The 20,896-nt window shown below is 68.9% G+C and carries 22 protein-coding genes and 1 pseudogene; 11 read left to right on the top strand and 12 right to left on the bottom strand.

Going from position 1 to position 20,896, the window contains the following annotated elements; all coding sequences use genetic code 11:
- Window positions 1-85 precede the first annotated feature (85 nt).
- Together ACZ3H8_RS36065 and ACZ3H8_RS36070 are read right to left on the bottom strand one after the other, a co-directional pair.
- Window positions 86-259: a hypothetical protein gene (locus ACZ3H8_RS36065; protein WP_467408999.1), complete on the bottom strand. Its 174-nt coding sequence runs from the start codon at window positions 257-259 to the stop codon at window positions 86-88.
- Between the two features lie 312 nt (window positions 260-571).
- A complete protein-coding gene (locus tag ACZ3H8_RS36070) occupies window positions 572-1,093 on the bottom strand; it encodes a hypothetical protein (RefSeq protein ID WP_467409000.1) in 522 nt (173 codons plus the stop codon).
- 164 nt (window positions 1,094-1,257) lie between these two features.
- Between ACZ3H8_RS36070 and ACZ3H8_RS36075 the strand changes: the two genes are divergently transcribed.
- Complete coding sequence (locus ACZ3H8_RS36075; protein ID WP_467409002.1) at window positions 1,258-1,716, top strand: hypothetical protein; 459 nt, start codon at window positions 1,258-1,260, stop codon at window positions 1,714-1,716.
- 166 nt (window positions 1,717-1,882) lie between these two features.
- Here the strand turns inward: ACZ3H8_RS36075 and ACZ3H8_RS36080 are convergent, their stop codons facing one another.
- Window positions 1,883-2,179: a hypothetical protein gene (locus ACZ3H8_RS36080; protein WP_467409003.1), complete on the bottom strand. Its 297-nt coding sequence runs from the start codon at window positions 2,177-2,179 to the stop codon at window positions 1,883-1,885.
- Between the two features lie 53 nt (window positions 2,180-2,232).
- Between ACZ3H8_RS36080 and ACZ3H8_RS36085 the strand changes: the two genes are divergently transcribed.
- The 3 genes from ACZ3H8_RS36085 to ACZ3H8_RS36095 all read left to right on the top strand — a co-directional run bounded on the left by ACZ3H8_RS36085 (window position 2,233) and on the right by ACZ3H8_RS36095 (window position 3,415).
- Window positions 2,233-2,343 carry a DUF6233 domain-containing protein gene (locus ACZ3H8_RS36085; RefSeq protein ID WP_467409006.1) on the top strand — a complete coding sequence of 37 codons (111 nt, stop codon included), beginning with the start codon at window positions 2,233-2,235 and terminating at the stop codon, window positions 2,341-2,343.
- A 446-nt stretch (window positions 2,344-2,789) separates the two neighbouring features.
- Window positions 2,790-3,044 carry a hypothetical protein gene (locus ACZ3H8_RS36090; protein WP_410364147.1) on the top strand — a complete coding sequence of 85 codons (255 nt, stop codon included), beginning with the start codon at window positions 2,790-2,792 and terminating at the stop codon, window positions 3,042-3,044.
- Entirely contained in the window at window positions 3,041-3,415 is a 375-nt protein-coding gene (locus tag ACZ3H8_RS36095; protein ID WP_467409009.1) for a PIN domain-containing protein, read from the top strand. The genes ACZ3H8_RS36090 and ACZ3H8_RS36095 overlap by 4 nt, the downstream gene beginning before the upstream one ends.
- Before the next feature lie 72 nt (window positions 3,416-3,487).
- On the opposite strand, the gene ACZ3H8_RS36100 is transcribed toward ACZ3H8_RS36095, so the two are convergent.
- Both ACZ3H8_RS36100 and ACZ3H8_RS36105 read right to left on the bottom strand, forming a co-directional pair.
- Window positions 3,488-5,986, bottom strand: coding sequence for an NACHT domain-containing protein (locus ACZ3H8_RS36100; RefSeq protein ID WP_467409010.1), 2,499 nt, complete (start codon window positions 5,984-5,986; stop codon window positions 3,488-3,490).
- Between the two features lie 2 nt (window positions 5,987-5,988).
- On the bottom strand, window positions 5,989-6,171 hold the full coding sequence (locus ACZ3H8_RS36105; protein ID WP_467409012.1) for a hypothetical protein: 183 nt from the start codon (window positions 6,169-6,171) through the stop codon (window positions 5,989-5,991).
- A gap of 206 nt (window positions 6,172-6,377) precedes the next feature.
- Here ACZ3H8_RS36105 and ACZ3H8_RS36110 point away from each other — a divergent pair, with 206 nt between their 5' ends.
- Entirely contained in the window at window positions 6,378-6,653 is a 276-nt protein-coding gene (locus tag ACZ3H8_RS36110) for a hypothetical protein (RefSeq protein WP_467409014.1), read from the top strand.
- On the opposite strand, the gene ACZ3H8_RS36115 is transcribed toward ACZ3H8_RS36110, so the two are convergent.
- Complete coding sequence (locus ACZ3H8_RS36115) at window positions 6,640-7,887, bottom strand: RNA-guided endonuclease InsQ/TnpB family protein (protein ID WP_467409015.1); 1,248 nt, start codon at window positions 7,885-7,887, stop codon at window positions 6,640-6,642. The two genes, ACZ3H8_RS36110 and ACZ3H8_RS36115, sit on opposite strands and share 14 nt — an antisense overlap.
- Before the next feature lie 11 nt (window positions 7,888-7,898).
- Here ACZ3H8_RS36115 and ACZ3H8_RS36120 point away from each other — a divergent pair.
- A pseudogene (locus tag ACZ3H8_RS36120) lies at window positions 7,899-8,118 on the top strand (IS200/IS605 family transposase); the annotation flags it as partial.
- On the opposite strand, the gene ACZ3H8_RS36125 reads toward ACZ3H8_RS36120, so the two are convergent.
- Together ACZ3H8_RS36125 and ACZ3H8_RS36130 are read right to left on the bottom strand one after the other, a co-directional pair.
- Window positions 8,048-9,904, bottom strand: coding sequence for a zeta toxin family protein (locus ACZ3H8_RS36125; protein ID WP_467409018.1), 1,857 nt, complete (start codon window positions 9,902-9,904; stop codon window positions 8,048-8,050). The pseudogene ACZ3H8_RS36120 and the gene ACZ3H8_RS36125 overlap by 71 nt on opposite strands.
- 896 nt (window positions 9,905-10,800) lie before the next feature.
- A complete protein-coding gene (locus ACZ3H8_RS36130; protein WP_467409019.1) occupies window positions 10,801-11,526 on the bottom strand; it encodes a hypothetical protein in 726 nt (241 codons plus the stop codon).
- Between the two features lie 202 nt (window positions 11,527-11,728).
- Between ACZ3H8_RS36130 and ACZ3H8_RS36135 the strand changes: the two genes are divergently transcribed.
- A complete protein-coding gene (locus ACZ3H8_RS36135) occupies window positions 11,729-12,157 on the top strand; it encodes a VOC family protein (RefSeq protein ID WP_099505056.1) in 429 nt (142 codons plus the stop codon).
- 34 nt (window positions 12,158-12,191) lie between these two features.
- Here ACZ3H8_RS36135 and ACZ3H8_RS36140 read toward each other — a convergent pair whose 3' ends face one another.
- From ACZ3H8_RS36140 to ACZ3H8_RS36155, 4 genes are all read right to left on the bottom strand, one after another.
- Window positions 12,192-12,542 carry a hypothetical protein gene (locus ACZ3H8_RS36140; RefSeq protein ID WP_467409021.1) on the bottom strand — a complete coding sequence of 117 codons (351 nt, stop codon included), beginning with the start codon at window positions 12,540-12,542 and terminating at the stop codon, window positions 12,192-12,194.
- A 349-nt stretch (window positions 12,543-12,891) separates the two neighbouring features.
- Complete coding sequence (locus ACZ3H8_RS36145) at window positions 12,892-13,275, bottom strand: hypothetical protein (RefSeq protein ID WP_467409024.1); 384 nt, start codon at window positions 13,273-13,275, stop codon at window positions 12,892-12,894.
- Window positions 13,272-13,496 (bottom strand): hypothetical protein, encoded by a 225-nt coding sequence (locus ACZ3H8_RS36150; RefSeq protein ID WP_175304021.1) that lies wholly within the window; start codon window positions 13,494-13,496, stop codon window positions 13,272-13,274. The genes ACZ3H8_RS36145 and ACZ3H8_RS36150 overlap by 4 nt, the downstream gene beginning before the upstream one ends.
- Before the next feature lie 72 nt (window positions 13,497-13,568).
- On the bottom strand, window positions 13,569-14,489 hold the full coding sequence (locus ACZ3H8_RS36155) for a hypothetical protein (RefSeq protein ID WP_467409026.1): 921 nt from the start codon (window positions 14,487-14,489) through the stop codon (window positions 13,569-13,571).
- Between the two features lie 67 nt (window positions 14,490-14,556).
- Here ACZ3H8_RS36155 and ACZ3H8_RS36160 point away from each other — a divergent pair, with 67 nt between their 5' ends.
- The 4 genes from ACZ3H8_RS36160 to ACZ3H8_RS36175 all read left to right on the top strand — a co-directional run bounded on the left by ACZ3H8_RS36160 (window position 14,557) and on the right by ACZ3H8_RS36175 (window position 20,776).
- Window positions 14,557-15,585 carry an ATP-dependent DNA ligase gene (locus tag ACZ3H8_RS36160; protein ID WP_467409027.1) on the top strand — a complete coding sequence of 343 codons (1,029 nt, stop codon included), beginning with the start codon at window positions 14,557-14,559 and terminating at the stop codon, window positions 15,583-15,585.
- Window positions 15,586-15,764: 179 nt separating this feature from the next.
- A complete protein-coding gene (locus ACZ3H8_RS36165; protein ID WP_467409028.1) occupies window positions 15,765-19,220 on the top strand; it encodes a DNA polymerase III subunit alpha in 3,456 nt (1,151 codons plus the stop codon).
- A gap of 5 nt (window positions 19,221-19,225) precedes the next feature.
- Window positions 19,226-20,263: a DNA polymerase Y family protein gene (locus ACZ3H8_RS36170; RefSeq protein ID WP_467409030.1), complete on the top strand. Its 1,038-nt coding sequence runs from the start codon at window positions 19,226-19,228 to the stop codon at window positions 20,261-20,263.
- A 30-nt stretch (window positions 20,264-20,293) separates the two neighbouring features.
- Window positions 20,294-20,776 (top strand): hypothetical protein, encoded by a 483-nt coding sequence (locus ACZ3H8_RS36175; RefSeq protein WP_467409031.1) that lies wholly within the window; start codon window positions 20,294-20,296, stop codon window positions 20,774-20,776.
- Window positions 20,777-20,896: the final 120 nt, after the last annotated feature.

A 20,896-nucleotide genomic window follows, 5' to 3' on the forward strand; every position in this document is an offset into this window, starting at 1 on the left:
GTCGCCGCACGCCAGCTGGTGTGCTGGCGTGCGGCATTGATCTCGGCCCGGGGATCTGCGGGCGGTGGGGAGATGTCCTGCGTGCTCAATGGGTGAACCAGGTGGTGCCGCCGAGGAAGCCGAGCACTGCGGTGGTGAGTGCGAGCAGCCGGTAGGGGGCTCGATGGATGGTCAGGTGCACGCTGCCCATGTGCAGTTCGAAGAAGGCTGAAGGCTCCGGGCGGGCAGTGGTATCCGTTTCACGGCGCTGGTTGGTCATGACGTCCTCCGATCGGATGGGAACTCCGGATGACCGCCAGCTTGGGTGAGCAAGGAACCATTCGGGAGAGGGATGGACGATCCCGGGCAATTGGTAAGCGGCTGACCCAGACCTGCCCCGCCGACAGGCGACAGTAGGCAACAATTTCCCTGGTCGCTTTCCCCGACCCGTGGGGAGTGTGGCCTCGTGGGGGGAGGCGCCGATGCCCGATGAAGTTAGTGCGCACGCCAGGCGCTACGGCGCCGAGCTGACACGTTTCTTAGCCGAAACCGGCCAGACGCAGGCAAGCCTCGTCAAGGCCGTGTACAGCAGTCAGGCCGCTGTCTCCCGGTACCTTGCGGGCCAGCGGGTTGCCCGCAGAAGTTCCTCGACGCGTTCGCCGCATTCGTGCGCGACTGTGGAGTGACGCTGTCGAAGGAGCAGTTCGCACACCTCACGGAGCTGCGGAAGCAGGCCCAGCGGGCCAGCAACGGGGCTGCCACCCAGGTGCTGTACTGGCAGGAGCTGACCGACCAGCTCAGAGCCGAGGTGGACAGGCTGAGTGAGCTGGGCCAGGCACGCGACGAGCTGGCCGCTCGTGAGCCGGTGGCACAGTCCTTGACGGCGGCCTGGGAGGAGGCTGCCGGTCTCGCCGCGCGGCTGACCACTGTGGAGGCCGAGCTCTCGGAGGCTCGGACGCGGGCGGAGGCTGCCAGAGCGGACCGGGATCGGCTGGCGGACCAGGCCGCTGGTCAGCAGGATCAGCTGGAGCATGCCGCCGCCTACAGCCGGAACCTGGAGCGCGACCTGGCCGGCGAGCAGGAACGCGTTAAGGCCCTGCAGAGTGAGCTCCAAGTCCTGCAGCGCCAGGTGCAACGCCTGCTAGACGAGCCACCCGAAGCCGTTCCCGGAGCGGGAAACCCGTCCGAGGCCGACCACTCTCCGTTGCCGCCCCCAGGCAGGGGGCGGCAACGGATGCCCAAGCTGGTGCGCCCTCTGCCGTCCCGGCCAGCGTTCCCATGCCGGACTGGCAGCCTGCCCCCGTCAGACGATGGCGGCCCGAGACTGAACTCCCCTACCTGGGGCCCTGGAATCACAACGACCCGCTCCTCGCCCCACAGCGGGACCGCCTCGCTTTGCTGCGTACCGCCTGGAGAGAATTCAAGAAGGACCTCAAGACAATCCGGCGCCGCCTGCGGGTGCCGTTCCACGTGCGGGCCGCCCATCGCACCGTGGACTGGCTGCACCGCTCCACCGGCGACTCACGATGGCTGCTCATCGGCGAATCCATCGAGGTACTGCAGGACTACGAGAATGAATACGCACCGTATGGGCTAGCCGACGCCCACACATACTTCGCGTATCCGCCTGCTTACGAGCTGACCATGGACACCGTGATCGCCTACCGCCGGACCGTGGCCCAGCTCCGCATCAACCTCAAACAGCTGGCCGACCTGCACGCTGAGCGGCAGATGTAGGGGTGGCGTGATGCCGCGGCCCGCAAGGGCAAGCACGGCGGCCGGCCGCCGGTCATGGGGGCATCAACTTCCCTGCTGCTTGGGAAAGATGAGCGGCATGACCTTCACGTGGAAGATTCCGCGAGCGACGCGGACGCCGACGTACGGGCCTATGCGGCCCGGAGCGTCACCACTGCTCGGCCAGCCTGAGCACCAGGACCAGCACCGCTGACGCCAGCACGAACAGGACCCAGGCCGCGACCCACGGCCGACGTCCGTTCACCAGGTGCCCGACGGCCCCGGTGATCTCGACGGCGGCGCCGATCAGCCCCAGGACGCCGATGACCGCTGCGGTCCAGTAGGCCCAGGCGTGCTCGCCGAGGTACCTCAGTAACAGGACGGCCGGCAGCAGGAGCACCGCCGGCCAGGTGTCGGCGCTGCCCGGAGTCCGGCGCCGTTCTGTCTGAGCTGCTGGAGATTCCACGGTGTCCCCCTGTATCCACGATCAAGGTCCGGCGCCCTGGAGGACGCCGGACCTTGATCGCGGGTTGCCCGCTCAGCCGCGACGAAGCCCGCCGGGCTCTCGTGGACGGCGTTCCGGCTTGCACGCACTGCCATCCCGATACGGCGCTGGGCTTACTTGAGTAGCCCGAGCGCAATGCCCGTCTACCTCACCCGGCACGACATCGACGACCCCGCCCAGGAGCTCGAGGCCCCCGCCGTCTGGGACGCCGTGAACCGCGCTACCCCAGCCGCGCACACCTCGCATGGCCGGCAACCGCCGCGGCTCCCGCACTGCGGCGGCTGCGGCGAGCAGAAGCCGGACACCCGGAGGCCACCGACCACGAGACCGTCCACCTGTGCCCGCCCTGCGCCACCGCCCGGTTCGAGGAGAGCTGACCGCAGTGCGTCACTCCCACGTGCCCGGCCTCCTAATCGGAGGCCGGGCATCGGCGTGCGCCCCTCACCGCTGGGCAACCCGAAGGCGATCCTTCCTCGGCCAATGTCTCGACAGGCCCGTCGGATCGCTACCCGCGCGACCAAGGAGCGCGAGGGGCAGACCGATGTGTTCTACCGGCGGTAGAATCATCCACATGAGCAAGCCGACGAGCATCAAGACCAGCGAAGAAGTGCGCGACAGGCTGCGCATCCTCGCGGACGAGCGCGGCACCACCATCACGGAGCTGCTGGAGGAGCTCGCTACTCGCGAGCTCACGGCTGCCGAGCGGGAGCAGCGCGCCCTCGAGGCCGCTTCCGAGCTTGGCGTGGAGTACACCGAGCAGGTCGAGCAGGCTGGCCAAGACGCCTGGGCGAAGATCCGCGCTCATCAGGGCAGCGCCGCCGCATGAATCTGACGGCCGTCCTGGACCACACCGCTTTGACCGCCCTCTATCAGGCGGACCCGTTCTTCACCGGCCTGTATATCGAGGCCTCCCGCGGCACCGGTCGCGTCCTGGTCCCGTCGCTGTCCGTCCTTGCTGCCGAGCGTCAGGTTGCAGGAGCGGGCAAGCACGCCGCGTCGCTGCGCTTCGCGGAGAGCGTCCCCTTCAGCACGGCGCACGCCGTGGATGCGATGGACTGGAGAAACGTGGACTGGCCGGTGGCTCACGCGGCGGCGATCGCCTGGCAGGCGGTCAAGGCGGGTGAGCCGCTCACGGTTTTGTCACTTGAGCCCGAGCTGTACGCGGGAACGGGCATCACCCCGCTCAATCCCACCTGATCGCGTCCAGACGTCGGCGCACCTCGCAGTAACGGCGGCTGTTTCCACTGGAAATGGCCGCCGAGTGCATTCTCAGCGCGCGTTGCGCAGGTACTCGCGCCGTGCGGTGACCAGCGTGCGCCAGCGGCTGCGGGTGGGCTGCTCGCCGTCCAGCCACCGCGCGGAGGAGGCGCCGTTGGGGGAGAGACCGGCCATGTAGTGGGCGATGTCGACGTAGTACGCGTGGTCGCCGCCTTGGGGGAGGTCGCTCAGGCGAGCGATGGCCGTGGTGAACGCGTGGTCGTTGTCGAGCACGGCGTGGTGGAAGCACATGGCGAGTTCGAGGGCGGCTGCGGCATGGGTGATGCCGGAGGTGTGGATCTCTTCGCGGAGGATTCGGGCGCGGTCCTCGAGGTCCGTCTGTGTTCCGGCGTCGCGTACGAGGGTGGCTATCTCGATGGTGTGGCCGGTCTGGCGCAGGTTGAGCCCGGTGATGAGGTGGCGGGCCAGTTCGATCTCGTCGTCGGCACGCTCTGGATTGGTGAACGCGAGGACGAAGGCGCGCTGTGCTTGGGAGGTGGCGCGTTCGCCGACGACGCCGTGCTGTTCGGCTTCCAAGCGGGCTGCTTCGTACGCGGTGGCGGCGCGGTTCATGTCGCCGTGGGGCCACCAGATGTCGCCCTCGACACGGTGGTGACGGCCTTCCCATCCGAGCGTGCGGGCGGTGTCGTACGCGGTGGGGAAGTCGCCGGCGAGGCGGGCGAGGTGGGCCAGGCCGCGACGGGCCGCAGGGGCGAGGCGGCCGCCGCCGTCGGCGACGAGCTGCATGTCCCGGCGCGAGGCTCCGGAGCGGCCGAGGTCGCGCTGAACCTTGGCCAAGTAGTAGACGGCCATCTCGTGCAGATCGGCGGGCAGCAGCCCGGTGCCGGTGACCGCGGCGAGCCGGTCGGCGCTGTGTTCCCGGTGCTCGTGCTGCCGCCGGGCGAGCGCGCTGAGCAGCTCGACCAGGGCGTCAGCGGCTGTCTCCAGCGCGCTGGCCGACTCCGGCCGGGTGGGTGGGGCGAGCGGCTCCCACACGGAGTCGCCCACGTAGCTCCACGCCGCCTCCGCCAGCCACCCCAGGCCGAGCCGGAAGTCGCGGGCGAGCAGCATGCCTTGGCGTAGACAGCTGACGAGCAGCATCCGGTCCCGCCCGGTACCCGTGGTCCACTGCTCGCCGAGTGCGGCGAGGGCACGTTCGGCGGCCTGGTGCCAGTCGCGCGGGGACCAGCGGTCGTCAGCCTGGTCGTCGGCGTTGCGCACGGTGGAGCGGAGCAGGCCGTGCAAATGGTAGGGCCACAGCCCGACGGCGTTTTCGCGGACGAAGGGCCGCTCGATCAGCCGCATCGCCGGTGCCTCGTGCAGCATGCCCGCAGCCCGGGTCGCCAGCGCGAGGTCGAAGGCGTCCAGCAGCGCGACCGATCGCAGGACGTGCCGCTCCTCAGGAGTGAGATCGGACAGGGTCCGGGCGATCAGAGCGCCGAAGTCATGGTCGAAGTCGGCCGGGACCGGCTCGCGGCCGGTCCGGCGGATCTCGAGAAAACGCATCACCGACAGGTCGAGGTAGAGCGGCAGACCGTGGGAACGGTCGGTGATGACCTGGCGGATCTCAGCGTTGATGAGAGGCTGGCCGTCGCGGGCGAGCCGGCGGGCGAGGTAGTCGTCGCAGTCCTCGGGGGAGAAGTCCCCAACCAGCACCTGCCGCCCGCCGCTCCGCGCGGCCCCGGTCACCGCAGTACGGGCGGTCGGCACGACGGCGGAGGCGGCCAAACCAGGCCAGGCCGCCGGTCCGGTGTAGTCGAGCTGGCCCTGCAACGCAGGCTCGGCCCACTGCAGCCGGGAGCGGCCGGTGACGATGAAGAACGCGTTGGGCATCAGCCACACCACCCGCTGGATGAGGCGCTCCAGGTCACGGTGGGTCCGGTCGCCGACGTCCTCGAAGGTGTCCAGCAGGATCACCGGCGTCACGCGCTTGTCCGCAGGGAGCTGGGCAAGCTCCCACCCCAGCAGGTGCGGATAGAAGGACAGCGCCTCCAGATCGGGCTCGGCCTCCAGCAGATCGGCGAGCCTCGCACACCCGGAGAGCGCGCGGACAGTCTGCCGCCGCTCCCGCAGCGCCCTCGTCAGGGAGCCGGCCACCGCACCAACCGCCGTGCCAACGCTGCCCGGTAGCAGCAGTGCCTGGGCGACGTCCGCGAGAGCGGCCTGCATCTGCTGCGGCATCGCCTTACCGAACCGGCCGACCAGGCCGCCGCGGCGAAGGTACTCCTCCAGCGACTCCCCAGGGTGCTGCTGCTCCCAGTAGCGCCGTAGCGCCAGGTCGAAAGCGGGCAACGGTCGGCCGAGTTCAGAGAGCGCGGCCCGGATCGTCAACACGAGCTGCTCGAAATCCGTGTTTGCGGAGCGGGCCAGGTCGATGCGTACGGGCAGGATCCGCTCGCCGCTCCAGGTGGGCTCGCCCCACTGGGCGGGCCGGTGCTCGGCGCCGGCGAGCGCGTTCTCGAGTTTGCGGGAGAGCGTGGTCTTGCCGATGCCGCCGACCCCGTGGAACACGATCAGGTGTTGCGCGGGGCTTCGAGGTCCTCGACGTCGAAGCCCCGGTCGGCGGTCTGCCGAAGGTGCTCGGCGAGCGCGGCCGCGATCAATTCCCACTGCAGCTGGCGGTTGGTGAACGCCTCCGCCGTGGCCATGCCCCGGTCGTTGCTGCTGAACAGCGCTCGCAGATCTCGTCCCGCCACGCCAACCCCCGCTAGATGATCAACCGGCCCCAACCTACGTCCTGCGGCGGGTCCTTCGGGGACAGCATCCCCTGACTGGACGGCGCGTCGCAGCGCGGCTTCCCGCCCTTCGCGTGGCCACCGCGGCGGCCACGCTGTCCTGGGGGGAGACGCCGGTAGGACAATGACGAGTTCCCTTTCAAGATCAAACAAGGAGGGTGGTCGCCGTGTCCGACCCCGATATCCCCGACTTTTCCGGCCTGGAAGGCGGTGACGAGCAGCAGGCCGCGGGCATCGTCCGGGACGTGGTGCTCTGGTACAACACCCGGATCGCCGCCGAGCGCAGGGCCCCAATGCCCGACGAGGACCGGATCGAGGAGCTCAAGCAGGCCCGGCAGGCCGCGCTAGCCGACCAAGCGCAGCTGGCGACCGCCGACCCAGAGGAGGCGGCCCGGATCGCCGCCGTCTACGCCGCCCGACTGAAGGAGCTCAACGAGTCTTGACGTGCTCCCCGCCCGAGAGGGCGGGGATTCCGGCCTGGGTCGTCTGACCCTTCCGGGGGCTTCCTGCTTCAACGCGCTGTGCCGGGACTTTCGCCATGGTCTTACCGGCGCTCAGCGAGGCGTTTTGCCTGTCGGCGCGTCCCGCCGCCAGGATGTTGTGAGCTGCATTGATGTCGCGGTCGTGGACGGTCCCGCATTCTCCGCACGTCCACTCACGGACGTGGAGGGGCTTGGGGCCGTCCTTGACGCCGCAGGCCGAGCAGACCTGAGAGGTCGGCTCGAAGCGTCCAACCTTGCCGAAGTACCGGCCGTGCTTGGCGGCCTTGTATTCGAGCATGGAGACGAACGCGGACCATCCGGCGTCGTGCACGGACTTGGCGAGCCGGGTACGGCCGAGGCCGGACACTGCGAGGTCTTCCACGTACACCGCTTGGTTGTCGCGAATGATCTTCGTGGATTCCCTGTGGTGCCAGTCTCGGCGCCGGTCCGCCACGCGGGCGTGATGGCGTGCGACTTTGATGCGGGCCTTGGCCCGGTTGTTCGAACCCTTCGCCTTGCGGGACAGTTCCCGCTGTAGGCGCTTGAGCTTCTTCTCAGCCCTGCGCAGGAAGCGCGGAGCGGCGATCTTTCGGCCGTCGGAGAGGACGGCGAACGCGGACAGGCCGAGGTCGATACCGGCTTCCGTCTCCAGCTCGGGCAGCGTCTCGGGGTCCGTGTCCACGACGAAGCTGAGGAAGTACCGGCCCGCGCTGTCCTTGGTGACGGTCAGGCTGGTGGGTGCGGCCGGGAGGGGCCTGGACCACTTCACCTTGAGGTTGCCGACCTTGGCCACGTACACCGTGCCGCCCGCCTGGAGGGAGAAGGCGTTGGTGTTGAGGCGGATCGACTGCCGGGTGTCCTTCTTGGACTTGTACCGAGGCGGCCCCATCGCGGGACGCTTCCTCTTGAGGCCGTCGAAGAAGTTCTTGAAGGCGGTGTCCAGGTCCCGGAGGGACTGCTGAAGGACGACCGCCGACACCTCCGCCAGCCATGCCCGCTCGGGGGTGTTCTTGGCCTCGGTGATGTGTGTCTTGGACAGCTCCGCCGGCTTCACGTACGGCAGCCCGGCCGCGTACGCCTCCTTGCGAGTGCGCAAGCAGTCGTTCCACACCACGCGGGCGCACCCGAACGCCTGGGCCAGCGCACGGCGCTGGGCGGCGTCCGGGTAGGCCCGGTAGTTGTAGCGGAGCTGCATAGCCCTGAACATATGTGACGAGGTACCGGCGCGGAGTGTTCAACGACGAGATGCTGAGCCGTATCGAAGAGATCATGCGAAGGTCTGCGCAGACTTCGAGGCGGAGCTGAAGGAGTTCAACGGCGAGAAGGATCACGTACCGGCCGGATCAACCGGGCCATCATGTACGGGCACCTGTGGTCGCCCTCGTACTTCGCCGCATTGTGCGGCGAAGCGCCGCTGGCGCTTTGAGTAGCACGGGCAGGGGCCCGACGTGCGGATGCGGCCAGTCGATCCGGGTCGGCTGCACCCGCACGGGCATCAGTGGGCGGGCGAGCGCGGCGATGTCGTCCAGCTCCCGCCGGTGCTGCGGCAGCGCCCTGCGCAGCGCCTGGTGGAGCCGGAGGAACGCCGCGGCCTCCTGCTCGGTGTACGGCCGGAGTCGTTCTGCGGCCAGCGCCCACGATGCCCGGCCCGCGCCGCCGGCCTCGTGGCGCAGCAGCGCCTGCCCGTCCCGCCGGATCACTGTCACGGCCGTGATCGCTGGATGCCGCTCGGCGAGTTCGACGATGTCGGCCAGTGCGCGGAAGCACTGGTCGTGCCCGGCGCGTGAGGTGAAGCGGGCGTAGCCGCCGATCTGGAGGGAGCGGGCGTAGCGCAGCGCTGTCGCCAGCAGGCTGTCCGCCTCCCGGACGGCTAGGACGACCAGCTCGACTGGGTAGTCGTCGGTCGCGAACGGCAGCGCGCTGGCCAGGAACTCGTCCGTGCTGCCCGGTGCGCCCTCGATGAGCGCATCACCGCGTCGCAGACGTACGTACTCTTCGGCCTCGGCGAACCAGGCGCGGTAGTCGGCCCGGATCGCGGCGCCGGCGTTGCGGGGATCCTCGGTCAGGAGTCGCAGGTAGTCCGGGTGTGACGCCTTGAAGTCGTCGCCGACCAAGTGAGTCGTCCCCGGCCGCATGGCCCGCCTGACCATTCTGGCCGCCAGCAGCTTCCCCGCTCCCGGCTGGCCCAGTACGTACACGGCCCGCGGGTCATCGCGGTCGACGATGGTGTTCAGGTAGGACGGGGCGATCAGCTCGTCGAAGACCCAGCGGTGTTCCTCGGCGGACAGCCGGTGGTAGTCCACGCCCGGCGCCGTCCGGCGCGGCTGAGCGATCCGCCGGACCGGCTCGGCGAGCGCGGCGGCGCGCTCGGCGTCCCGCTGGACTGCAAGGCGCCCGTCCTCATCGGCCAGATCGCGGTGCAGGCGCTGGTCGGTACGGGCTAGGTAACGACGGAAGACCTCCGTCTCCCGGGCGCTCCACGGCCGCCTCCACTCGTATGTCACCGCTTTCTCGGCTGCGGGCCGACGCCGCCATGTCCCGTCGATGAGCTCGTTGTCGTACAGGACGGTGCCGTCTCGCCGTACGACGGTGATGCGGTCGGCCAACTGCTCGGCCTCGATGACCGCCAGCGTCGTCAACATCTCCTTCGCGCACAAGTCATGGTTCTCCCACGACACGTACCGCCCGCCCGCTCCACTGATCGCCTCGGTCAGGAAGCGGTCCACGATCCCGAGCTGGCTCAGCGCCTGCGGGGTCGCGAGCGCGACCACCTCGACCCGGGAGCCGGCTTGCCGGTACGCGGCAGCGAACGCACGGAACTCGGCGGGATCAGCCAGGGCCGACTCCACCACTGCGTCGAATCCGTGCATGCGGACGTACTCCTCGACGGCAGCCTGCCAGCGGCGCGTGTCCGGTCGGACCTTGACTCCGGCCGTGCGGACATCGACGGCCAGGAGTGCGGTGTAGTGCTGGTGTGCGGCCTTGTAAAGGTCACTGCCGATCCGCACCGCGCCGCCGCGACGGTCCAGCACCGCCTGTACGAGGTCAGCGACTTGGGTCTTCCCCGCGCCCGGCTGGCCGCCGACGATCACGACGACCGGCCGGTCCTGGCGAGCAGCGCCTTTCGTCCACGCAGGAAGGATCACCCGGGTCAGAACGTCGCGGCTTTCGTCGTCGGACAGCATGACCGATACGACGTCCCCATCTCTCACCGGTTCTCCTGGGCAGCCACGAGCGTCTCCTTGCTGATCCGCAAGTCGTGCTCTTCGTAAATGTCTTCGTGTGCTGGCCAGCCGCCAGACGATGAAACAACTATACCATATACACATCACGAGCGGAATTTGGCATGCCAGAAGGTGTCTGTTGTGCTGGGCCTGGCTGATGCGTGACGGGGACGGCCTGGTGGTTCGCGAGCACGCAAAAGGCCGGCGCCCAATCCGCCGAAGCGGGTGGCAAGGACGCCGGCCAACCGAAAACGCGGCGAGTGGCAGCAGGCGCTGGAAGCCGTACGGGCTGCGGACGCATGGAACTGCTTTATCGGCGTGGAGCAGGGGCAGTGTGCCGCGTGAGCACTGGGTACGTCCTCGACCACACCGCCGTCAGCGCTCTCGCTCAGGGCAACATCTATATGGCCGCGCGTGTCTTCAGGCCGGTCAAGGAGGTCCAGCCGCTGTACGTGTCGCCGGTCTCGTTCGCTCACGGGCTCACCGGCAGCGCCTTGGGTGAAGTCGCGCACATGCTGCAAGCCGCCCTCGCGGCTCCTTGCTTCGTCTTCTGGCTTCGTTCACTTCATCGACCCGTGAACAAAACCACACCTCTGATCCGCTACAGAGAGCTACTTGTCGGATGGCGGCAGCTATACGAGAACAGGGCCGAAGAGACGGTGTCCTGTCGCATTGAAGCTGGCGGATTCTCACGAAGTCTCAAGCGATGTGTCGGATTCTCAGCGCATCACGGCGGGGTGGAGGTTCTGCTGTCCGTTCTCAGCGCACTCAGCCGTTGTCTCATCCAATCCAGTCGCAGTGGAGAGCGGAGGGTGTGTCTGGCGGCTGGCGCACAATCCGTTTCGCATGGGGCCGCGATCCGTCTTCGTCGATTCGCGCGGTGCTCAACGTGGCGAGCGCCCACGGCGTACGAGCCGAAACGGCTGTCCTGCCTGGTCAACGATCACGACCCCTGACTCCCCATTGCACAGCCAGTGCACTTCGATACGCCACGTGATATCTCCTGGTGTACCGGCAGTCACATTGAGGATGAAACGTTCCGGGTCAAGGTGCGAGACCGTGTACGGGAAGTCCGGCACGCCGGAGGCTGGCCTCGGTACGGGCGTTGGGTCGTCGAGGTCGGAATCGAAACGGCGTAACTCCTCCCGCTCCATGGGGGCGGGCATCAGTAACGGCCCGATGTAGTCGATGCGGGGAGGGGGGCATCGTGATTCCACGCGCACTTCCAGCTTGTTGAGGATTACGGCACGCTCGACGACAGCCTCGACGGTCAGATGCACGGTCGTGTCCGTCAGGCCTACCCAACCGGGCGAGTTATGCCGCTCTGTCGGATCCTCAGGAACAGGGCCAATGTGTCCACTCACGCCACTCACCTGGGAAGCCGCCACGATGATGGGAGCTGATGGGGCGTGGTCCAGCAGGGCATCACGGCCACGCATGATGGCCCCATCTGCACTGCGGGTCACGAACCCGCCGAGAGTTGAGGCGAGCCCTGCGAGGACCGCCGCCACGACCCATGTGCCAACCCCCGGTACGGCGACAGCTACAGCAACTGCGGCCAGCAGTAAGACAACTACGCCCGCTCGCATCATGAGTTGACGCTGCTCCACGGTTCCCCCTTCCAACGATGAGAAGGGACAGCGAGGCTGCACTCCCGGCCGGGGTGACTCGCTCTGTCCCGTCTCATGCGAATTGGCCCCTGTATCAGGCGATCTGGTCCGTTCGCGCTACTCATGTCACGCGAGACCTCGACCCGCACGGCGATGAAACCCCGGGATCTCGGTGAGCAGCACGCGCCAATAGGGTGGACCGATGGCATCGATCAAGCAGTTCCAAGTCACCTTCGACTGCGCAGAACCTGAGCGCCTCGCTCGTTTCTGGTGCGAGGTGTTGGGGTACGTCGTACCGCCGCCACCGGAGGGGTTTGCCACTTGGGACGATTTCAAGCGCTCGCAGCCACCTGAGCAGCGGGATTCATGGTTCGCCTGCAGTGATCCCTCAGGTGTGGGCCCGCGACTGTACTTCCAGCGCGTCCCCGAAGGGAAGGCCGCCAAGAACCGGCTGCATCTTGATGTGCGGGTCGGCACCGGACTCGTGGGTAAAGAGCGCCTCGCCGCACTTGAGGCCGAATGCGCACGACTGGTCCCGCTCGGCGCGGTACACGTGCGAACGCTGTATGACGGCAATGATTCGTGCATCCCGATGCAGGACATCGAGGGCAACGAGTTCTGTATCGACTGAGAACCCATCTCTGAACCTCAAAGCTGATCGCCGTCTACTTGTAGGCCTGGCTCAGCGCCCAGATCGCCCAGACGATCACGGCCAGCGGAATCACGACGGCCGCGGTGCCGAGCGCGACACCCGCCCGCGCCCGGAAGGGATCGGTTCCCTCCCGGCCCCGCATCCTGCGCAGAGCGACGGTGCCTGAGACGACCGCAGAGATCCCCACGGGCACGAAGAAGTACACGGGAAGAAGGCGGACCCACATCGGGACCGGGGCGGGCAGCAAGGGGCAGACCATCATCGCGACGGCGACAGCACCCAGTACAAGCGACGTCGTACCCCGCGACTGCTGCCGCGCCGCCACCTGTTCACTCGATCCGGCCATCTGCTCAACGGAACTCATGCTCGGGATGCTAGGCAGCAGGTACCGCGCTCCGCTTGGGCGCGAGTACCTAGGTCGTCCTGAGTAGCCCGCAGCCGAATAGACGGCACGAGACCAGCGCAGGAGCGGGCAGCGCCTCCACGGGTCTGTAAAGAGCCGCGAACGTGTCCTCCCAGATCAACTGAGACGGCACCGGGCAACCGTGCGTCCGGGACCAGATCCACTGAGATTTCCAGCGTCACGGCTCTCGTTTCTTCTGGTCGCTGCAGGTAACAGGCATCACCAGGGACCAGATCATCTGAGACGGACACGCTCGCCTGGGTCTGGCCGCAGCCCGGGCGGCTGCGGCTCCAGCGCGTCGCAGAGCCGGTCAGCGAGCCCAGGCGCGCAACTGGGCGGCGACCTCGCGCAGGGCGAGGGTGCCGTTTCGAAGGCCTGTAACCAGTTGGGTCATGCCCCCGGCGGGCGGTTTGACGGGCTCGCCGGACTCGCGCAGGTAGCGGATGGCGAGAGCGCTGCCGACGAGGCCGTTGTAGTCGGTGAGCGGCGCGGTGGCGACGAACATCTGGAGCAGGACCGCGGCGCGGACGGGGGTTTCGAGGTAGAAGGGTTCGCCGGCGTGCAGCTCGTACGCGTGCCGGTACACGGCGGCGGCGAGAGCGCCCCAGTCGTCGATGCCGACTTCGCGCCCGGTGTTCTCCTCGAACTGCTGGAGGGATTCCTCGATCCAGCGGGCATCCACTTGGAGAATCAACGCTTGCCCGCCTCGAAGGTCTCCTCGAACTCGCCCAGCAGGTCTGTCATGTCATCGACCAGGCCGGACACGAAGGCGTCGCGCTGCGGGTCGACCTCGCTCTCGACGATGCCGGAGACGTACGCCTGGATGGTGACGCCGCGGCGCTTGGCCCGCGCGGTGAGGAGCTCGTGCGTGCGGGCCCCGACCCGGACGTTCAACTGTTTCTTCTCGGTCTCCATACTCGCATCCTAGCAATTGCTAGCGCATTGGGGGAGGGGTTCGCATGCCCCTGGGCCCCAGGACCACGCCGGTCACTTCGCGTCCTCGATGCGTTTGGCGCGGGCGCGCGCGGTCTCGGCGCCGCTTCGTGCTTCGCGGGCCTTGCGGACGGCATCCGACAGGCCGCGCCGGGCTTGGTCCAGTGCGCTTCGTGCCTGGCGTGCTTGCTCCTGGGCGGATTTCACCTCCTCGGCGAGGGCGGCGGACCGTGCCTCTGCCGCCTGGAGCTGTTTCTCGGCCTGCTCCTGCGCTGATTCGGCTCGCTGGCGTTCTTCCTCCCGCTCGCGTGCCTGCTGCTCGGCAATTTCCGCGTCGTGGCGGGCCTGGGCGACCTTCCGTTGCTGCTCTGCCTCGCGGTGCTGCTCCTTGGCGCTCCGGACCGAGCTGTCGGCACCGTCCTGTTGGTCCTGACTGGACGGGCGGCTGGATCGTGTTGGGGGTGGGGGAGCGGCCGTCCGCGCGGTGGCGCTGACTGCGGCCGCGGTGAAGCCCACTGGGGGATTGAGAGGCTTGACGAGTTGGCCGGAGGCCCATTCCTGTGCTGCCTGGGGATCGGCGAGGACCGCGTGCAGGGTTGCTTCGATCTCGTGCTGTACGGCTTCACTGACCGGATGGCCGGCTTCTGCGGCCAGCTGGCGGGCTTGGCGTGCCAGCGCGCCGACCAGGCGGTGTTGCTGGCTGGACAGTTCGCGCAGCTGCTCACGGTCGAGTTCGCGGTGTGCTTCTCGCAGGCCCTCGCCGAGGCGGAGCAGACCGGCGACGGCGTCGGGCTGGGCGCGTACGAGGAGATTGCTGGCCCATGCGGACAGCGTCGGCCGCCGCAGCGCGCCGATCTTGCCGGCCAGTTCCCGGTCGCCCGCTTTGCGGGCAGCGGCCGCGTGCTGGCTGCGGGCGTCGATGAAGTCTTCGGGCGCCAGCTCGTACAGCTCCTCGGTGATGCTCTCCAGATCCACAGCTCACCCAGCACCCTTCACTCCGACAGGAACGAGTTTGCACTCTTTGCCCGGGTAATTCCCTTACATGAGTCTTGCTCCTCCGGTGGAGCCGATGCTGGCCCGCGCGGTACCGCGGCTGCCCGGCCCGGCAGCCCTGCCGGGCGGCACCGTGTTCGAGCCGAAGTACGACGGCTTCCGGCTGCTGGTGTTCGCCGGCGCCGATGGCACGGTGTTCCTGCAGTCCCGCAACGGACGGGACCTCACCGGAGCGTTCCCGGAGATCGCTGACGCCGCCGCGGCGCTGGGCGAGGACGTCGTCATCGACGGCGAAGCCGTTATCTACACGGGCGGCAGGCTCGACTTTTCGGCGCTGCAGCACCGGATGAACCGTCGGCCACGAACGGTCGCTCTGCTGGCGCGTGAGCAGCCGGCGCACCTGGTCGCCTTCGACCTGCTACAGCACGCCGGTACCGAGATGCTGACCTGGTCCTACGCCGAGCGCCGCGCCGCACTGGAGTCGTTGTTCCAGGGCCACGGCCTTCAGGCTCCGTGGGCGCTCACACCGTCGACGACCGATCGCGCCCTGGCCGAGGAGTGGCTGACCGAGTGGACAGCGGTCGGCGTGGAGGGCCTGGTCATCAAGGGCCTCGACCAGACTTATCAGCCCGGCCGGCGAGGCTGGCTGAAGTACCGCACCCGCAACACCGCCGAGGCGGTCATCGGCGCGGTCACAGGCAGCCTCATCCGACCGGAGACCGTCCTGCTCGGCCGCTACACCACCGACGGACGCTTCCTGCTGGTCGCCCGCAGCACACCCCTGGCGCCTCGGCTTCGTGCGGAGCTCGGCGGCGGCCTGCTCACCCCCGCAGGCGCCGACCACCCCTGGCACGACGTGCACTTCACTTCGCACTGGGGCAGCCGCGAACCCCTCGCCTTCACCCCCGTCGCGCCCCAGCTCGTCGCCGAATTTCACGGTGACACCGCTGTCGATCGCGGCCGCTGGCGCCACCCCGTCAATCTCCACCGGCTCCGTATCGACCTCACCCCCGACGACGTCCCGCTGTATGGCGCGGAACAGCCCTCCGTCGACCCGGACCAGCCAGCAGCGGAATGACGCCCGGCTGCGTCAACACCGCTCGCCCGGGCTTCGCCCGTCCGTGGGGTCTCACGTGCGCCACGGTCGCCGCAGAGGGCATCACGCGTTACCCTTCTCGAACAGAGGTTCGAAAGCGCTTTTCGGTGTAATTCGCACGAAAATAGACAGGTGGGGTCAGTGGTGTTCGGAGGCGAGGCATGGCGGGTTTTACCCACGTGCACACCGCGTCCGGCTACTCCGCCCGGTACGGGGCCTCCCACCCTGAGGACCTGGTGGAGCGGGCGGCCGAGCGAGGCATGAGCGCGCTGGCGCTGACCGACCGGGACACCGTCACCGGCGCGGTGCGGTTCGCGAAGGCGGCGATGAAGCACGGCATCCGGCCGGTCTTCGGCATCGACCTGGCCATCGCCCCCCTTGCTGCGGTCCGTGCCCAGCGCCCCCGCACCCCGGTGCGCGGCGGAGCCCACGTGGTGGAGCCCCCGCTGCGCATAGTCCTGCTCGCCGAAAGCAAGGCCGGCTGGGCCCGGCTGTGCCGCCTGACCTCCGCCGCCCACCAGCAGCCCCATGGCGAAAGGCCGGTGGTGTCCTGGGAGGCGCTGCGCGAGCACGCGGGCGACGGACTGATCGCCCTGCTCGGACCGGTCTCCGAACCGGGCCGCGCTCTGTCCGCGGGCCGTCCGGACATCGCCGAGCAGCTGCTCACCCCCTGGCGCGAGCTGTTCGGGACCGGGCTGCGGCTGGAGGCCGTGTGGCACGGCCAATCCGGCACCGGTCCCGGCTCGCTGCGCCTGGCCGCCCGCACCCTCACGTTTGCCGACCACGTCCACGTCCCCGCTGTGCTGACCAATGCCACCCGATACGCCGATCCGGGTCAGCACCGGCTCGCCGACGTGCTGGACGCGGCGAGGCTGCTGCGCCCCATCGACCGGCGCCAGCTCGATTCGGGGGAACGGTGGCTCAAGGACCCGGCCGCCATGGCGGATGCCGCCTCCCGGATTGCCGAAGCCGCCGGCACGGGAGCCAGGCGAGCTCTGCGACTGCTCGCCGACACAGAGGCGGCGGCCGCCCAGTGCGTGCTCGACCCGATCGAGGACATGGGCCTAGGTGCGCCGCATTTCCCCGAACCGGAGGTGGTCGGCGTCGGCGGGGGAGCGGGGGAGGCGTCCCGGCTGTTGCGCGAGCGGTGCGAGGCGGGCATGGTCCGCCGCGGCCTCGACCGCGACACAGCGGCCCTCCAGCGGCTGGAGGAGGAGCTCGCCGTCATCGCCGAGCTCCGCTATGACACCTATTTCCTGACCGTCGCCCAAGTCGTCGCCGACGTACGGGAGATGGGCATCCGGGTCGCGGCACGCGGCTCCGGCGCGGGCAGCATGGTCAATCACGCGCTGATGATCGCCACCGCCAACCCTTTGGATCACCGGCTGCTCTTCGAACGGTTCCTGTCCGTGCGCCGCGCATCCCTGCCGGACATCGACATCGACGTCGAGTCCGCCCGCCGGCTCGAGGTCTACGACAAAATCATCGACCGGTTCGGGCTGGAACGGGTCGCCGTCACCGGCATGCCCGAGACCTACCGTGCCCGCCACGCCCTGCGCGACACCGGCCTCGCCCTCGGCATCCCGCCCGCGGACCTGGACCGGATCGCCAAATCGTTCCCGCACATCCGAGCCTGCGACATCACCGCCGCCCTCGCCGAACTGCCCGAGCTGAAAGAACTGGCCGCCCAGGCCGGCCCGTACCGGCTGCTGTTCGAGCTCGCCGAAGGCCTCGACGCCCTGCCCCGCGGGATCGCCATGCACCCCTGCGGCGTCATCCTCACCGACGCGACGCTGCTGGACCGGCTGCCCGTGCAGCCCACCCCCGGCGGCTATCCGATGGTCCAGGCCGACAAGGAAGACGTCGAAGACCTCGGCCTGATCAAACTGGACGTGCTTGGCGTGCGGATGCAGTCCGCGATGGCCCATGCCACCGCCGAGATCCAGCGCACCACGGGCGAGGCGATTGATCTGGATGACCCGCAGCAGGTGCCGCTGGATGATTTCTTCGCGTTCAAGCTCATCCAGGCATCCGACACCCTGGGCCTGTTCCAGCTCGAATCACCCGGCCAGATGGACCTGCTCAGCAGGTTGCAGCCCCGCAACACTCAGGACGTCATCGCCGACATCAGCCTCTTCAGGCCCGGACCGGTGGCCGGCGGCATGCCGGAGCAGTACATCGCCGCACGCCACGGCAAAGCCCCCAGCTACCCGCACCCGGATCTCGAACCGGTCCTGGCCGACACCTACGGGGTGGTGATCTGGCACGAGCAGATCATCGACATCCTCGCCACCCTGACCGGCTGCGACCGGGCGCTGGCCGAGATTGCCCGCCGCGCGCTCGGCGATAGCGAGCGCATGCCCAAGATCCGCGCCTGGTTCCTCAAAGAAGCCTCCGCTCGCGGCTACGCACCCGACGTGCTGGACACGGTGTGGAACATCCTCGAGGCGTTCGGCGCTTACGGATTCTGCCGCGCCCACGCGGTCGCCTTCGCCGTCCCAGCGCTCCAGAGCGCTTGGCTGAAGGCCCATCATCCGGCCGCCCTGTATGCGGGGCTGCTTGAGCACGACCCGGGCATGTGGCCCAAGCGGGTCATCGTCGCCGACGCCCGCCGCCACAACGTCGCCGTGCTGCCCGTCGATATCAACCACTCCAAGCCCACCCACACCATCGAACAGGCCCCGGACGGCACGTGGGGTGTGCGCCTGGCCCTGTCCGGCGTCCGCGGCATCAACGAGGCCGAGGTCACCCGGATCGCCGCCAGCCAGCCCTACACCTCCCTGTCCGACCTGTGGCAACGAGCCCGCCCCAACCGGCCCACCGCCGAACGCCTCGTCACCATCGGCGCACTCGACACGTTGCGCGGACCCCTCACCCGCCGCGACCTGCTGCTGAACATCGCCGAACTCCACCGCCAGTACCGCGGCCGCCCCCTCGACGACGGACAACTCCCACTCCACACCGACAGCGAGACGGCCGGGCAGACAGCCGGGCTGCCCGAGATGACCGGCCGCGAAGCCCTCACCTCGGAGCTGCAGATACTCGGCATCGACGTGTCCCAGCACCTGATGGACCACCACCATCAACTGCTGCGCGAGCTCGGCGCCACCGACGCCGCCCACCTCCGCGCACTACACCCGGGCCAGCGCGTCCTGGTGGCCGGCGTGCGAGCCTCCACCCAGACCCCGCCCATCCGAAGCGGCAAGCGGATCATCTTCGTCACCCTCGAAGACGGATCCGGCATGGTCGACCTCGCCTTCTTCGAAGACAGCCACGACGCCTGCGCCCACACCATCTTCCACAGCGGCCTGCTCCTGGTCCGCGGCACCATCCAGCGCCGCGGCGGCCGCAACACCGTCACCGGCTCCATGGTCTGGGACCTCGACAAACTCGCCGCCGCCCGCCGCGACCACGGCCCCGAAGCCGTACACCGCCTCCTCGGCCCCGACGCCACCCCCACACCGGCCACGCCGGCAGCCAGGGGCGATGCGCCGCACCGCACCATCCCGCAGGAGACCGGAGCCGAACTGCACCCCTGGGCGGACCTGGAGCCGGCCGGGCAGCGCTCCGCCGACCTCAAAGCCCTCGGCTACACCAGTCCAGGAAGCGCGGGGTGAGCGTCATGAACGAGAGGCACATCCTCCACATCCACTTCCATATCAATGACGGCTCCGACCTCGAGCTCTATGGACGACTGATCGAGCAGCTGCAGGGCATCACCCCCCGCACCCAAGCGCTGCCACCGGATGCCGCCGACTGCGATGTCACCGGTGCGCTGCGGTTCTTCGACCGTGATCCGCAGCAGATCGCCCAGCTTGTGAGGCTGCGCGCGCTCGCCCTGCACGGCATCAACACCACGATCGGATCGGCGAGCAACCGCATGCTGGCCGCCATGGCCGCCGACGCCACCGCGCCCGGCAGCATCACCCACCTCGACCACACCCCTGAGGCGATCGCCGCCTTCCTGCGCCCCCGCCCAGTCGCCGCGCTGTTCGGGGTGGGCCCGTCGACCGCCAGCCTCCTTACTCGGCACGGACTGCACACCATCGGCGCCATCGCCGACACACCCCTGGGCACCCTGCAGCGCCTCCTGGGCAAGACCGTCGGCCGACAGATCCACGACCGGGCCCGAGGCGAGGACCCGCGCCCGGTCACCCCCCAGGCACCCGCCCGCTCCTGCAGCGCCGACCATGCCTTCCCCCGCGACGAACTCGACCCCGCCCGCCACCGCCAGGCCGTGCTCTCTCTCGCCGAACAGCTCGGCGCGCGGCTGCGCAAGGAACGACAGGTGACCGGCCGGCTGACCCTGACCGTGCGCTACGCCGACCGGTCCATGACGGTACGCACCCGCCGCCTGCCCGAACCCACCAACCACGCCGCCGCCCTGGCCCGCACCGCGTACGACATCTACAGCGCGCTCGGGCTCCAGCGGGCTCGCGTCCGCGGCATTGCTCTGCGCGCGGAAGACCTTCAGGGCGCCGAACGCGCCACCCGGCAGCTCACCTTCGACCCGGGCGACGACAGAGCTCGCCGCATCGAGGCCGCCGCCGACAAAGCCCGCGCCCGCTTCGGTGCCGACGCCGTGATGCCCGCAGCCCTGGCCCGCCTATCCGATGACCGCCGCGCCGCGCCCGGAAGCGGCAGCCGGTCCGTACGATGATGCAGCTCAATCGAAATGGAGATCGAAAACGTGCGTTCTGAACGGTTCCAGCAGTTCTGTCTGGACTCCCTCGCCAAGGGCCCGGACATCCAGGCAGTGGAGCCGTGGAGCGAAGAAGGCTCACGTCCCCGAGGCCTCGCCATCACCTTCAGCTCCGGTGCGCAGCTCTGGGTAGGCATCACCGGTGTCGCCGCGCCCGGCGAGAAGCTCGACCAGCCCGAGACGCCTGTGACCGGCATGCCGCCCGCGGAGGTTCCGCTGCCGTCCCTGTACGAGCAGGGAATGATGACCGCGGAGCGGGCGGAGGCGTACGTCGCGGCTCTCCTCACCAACGCGGCCTCCGACGAGATCGCCCGCGCGTACGGCTACAGTGACCGCCCCGCCCCGGCCATGCACCCGGGCATCGGGGTCGAATTCCACTCAGGCGCCCGCGCGAACCTGCCCTTCGTCCACACAGCCCGCCCCGGACAAGGACGCGGCCGCAACGCATTTCAGCTGCAGAGCGAGTTCTAGATGCTTAGCTTGTCCTACCTTCCAGGCGTGGGTCTGAGCCGGTCATTCGTAGGATCGGCAGGACCCAGGGGTTCTGGGTATGGCTGTGAGCTTGTCGCCGCTCGATGGCTAAAAAAACTT

Source organism: Streptomyces sp. NPDC002868 (genome assembly GCF_055563295.1).